At 34.0% G+C, this 1,658-nt stretch carries 2 protein-coding genes; both read right to left on the bottom strand.

All coding sequences use genetic code 11. The features are described 5' to 3' along the window. A partial coding sequence (locus tag F6K13_RS32095; protein WP_287289744.1) for an AAA-like domain-containing protein occupies positions 1–599 on the bottom strand: 599 nt, incomplete at its 3' end. A gap of 751 nt (positions 600–1,350) precedes the next feature. Next, the gene (locus tag F6K13_RS32090) at positions 1,351–1,596 is read right to left on the bottom strand and encodes a hypothetical protein (RefSeq protein WP_287289742.1); all 246 of its coding nucleotides are present in this window, start codon (positions 1,594–1,596) and stop codon (positions 1,351–1,353) included. Positions 1,597–1,658 lie beyond the last annotated feature (62 nt).

Raw genomic sequence — 1,658 nt, 5'->3', positions numbered from 1 at the left:
TTAAAAGGAGTATGTTTTCCCTCTCTAATTAAATCCTCTGGAGTTGCTACTCCAAAAAAACAAAAAATTAGGCGATGATAATCAGATTTTTCATCCTCAGCACGACGATTATAACAAGAACGAATAAAACCTAAAATTTCATTTTTAAAAGGGCAATTTACCAGTACATCAATTTCATCAAGAAAAATATATATTTTTTGGGGATTAGGAAAATTAACAAATAAAATTTCTTCAATAAACTGAGCAAAACGTTGAAGATTAGTCAAATTTTGATGACTGATTATCCACTGTTGATAATTGATACTATTGTCTAACTCACATCCATAAAATATTTCTCTGAAAAAACCCTCATACCAAGATTGTTTTTCTATGGAAAAATCACATAATCTAGTCATGTCAATAGGGATACATTGACAACCTTGAGAGCGTAATTCTTTCATCACTCTTACCCTCAAACTAGACTTACCCATTTGACGAGCATTAAATACATAACAATATTCTCCTGCTTGGAGTTTTTGAGATAATTCTCCATCTTGTTTTCTGACTACATAAGTGGGATTATTTGCTGATAAACTCCCTCCACTTGATTGATAATTCATGATTTTTTTTAAATTTTAGTTGGTGTTTTTCAGTTTGAGAAGGAGTCAGGAGACAGGAGTCAGGAGACAGGAGGAAAAAGGAGTAGGAAGTCTGTTTGAGAAGGAGTCAGGAGACAGGAGGAAGAGGTATTAGGTGTTATACCAAGCGCGATCAATGTTTGCTACATTTTCCCATTGCGGGAAACCTACCCCTAACCCCTCCCAGGAGGGGAATTATACCAATTTGAAAATGTTTGTTACAAATATTTGGACTGCTTATAGTAGTCAATAGTCAATAGTCAGTAGTCAGTAGAAGCTGCTATTATCATCATTTTTTACCATTAAATTATCAATTGTAATACCTTGTACATTTAGATGAAAGATTTTAGTTGACGCTTATTATTCGTAACATTCTTTTTTCAAACTGGTATTAAACATAAGAATGATTAACAATAACTAGGGTGCTAATTATCAAAAAAGTTATTCAGTCTGTGTTAATTACTTAATAATTGAAGTACCACTTAACTATAGCATTTTTTTTAAAATTGGTATGAGAGATTACCTGGGTTTTTCAATTACGTTGATATATGAATCTAATAGTTTACTTACTTCTTTGAGATACAATATAACTTTTGAAATATCTCTAGATTCAAGGTCATTTGCTAGAATTAGGTAATACCGATTTTCTTCTTTTCTTCTAATGAACCTTGTGCAATATTCAAAAATCTGTTTTTGGGAAATTGCTGCTAAAACCATAGACTTCTAAAACAAGTTAATGTGCTTTTTGCCAAACTATTAAATCTCGAAAGTTTTTAGCAGGTTCTCTTTTCATTCTGACTATTAACTCCTTCTTCAAACTACGTTCCAAAAAGCATAATTCTAACTCCTTGTTCCATCTCCTTCTTCCATCTCCTGTCTCCTGTCTCCTGACTCCTTGTTCCATCTCCTGTCTCCTGACTCCTGTCTCCTGACTCCTTTTTCCATCTCCTGACTCCTGTCTCCTGTCTCCTTTTTCCATCTCCTCACTCCTGTCTCCTGTCTCCTGACTCCTTGTTCCATCTCCTGTCTCCTGTCTCCTGA

The organism is Okeania sp. SIO2B9 (assembly GCF_010672505.1).
Classification (GTDB): Bacteria; Cyanobacteriota; Cyanobacteriia; order Cyanobacteriales; family Microcoleaceae; genus Okeania; species Okeania hirsuta.
The sequence above is the reverse complement of the archived record's forward strand: the minus strand, read 5'-3'. Positions and strand labels throughout refer to the sequence as shown.

Coding starts and splice junctions, on each gene's coding strand:
- F6K13_RS32090 (WP_287289742.1), bottom strand. CDS start 1,596: ATGGAAAAAGGAGACAGGAGACAGGAGTCAGGAGATGGAAAAAGGAGT.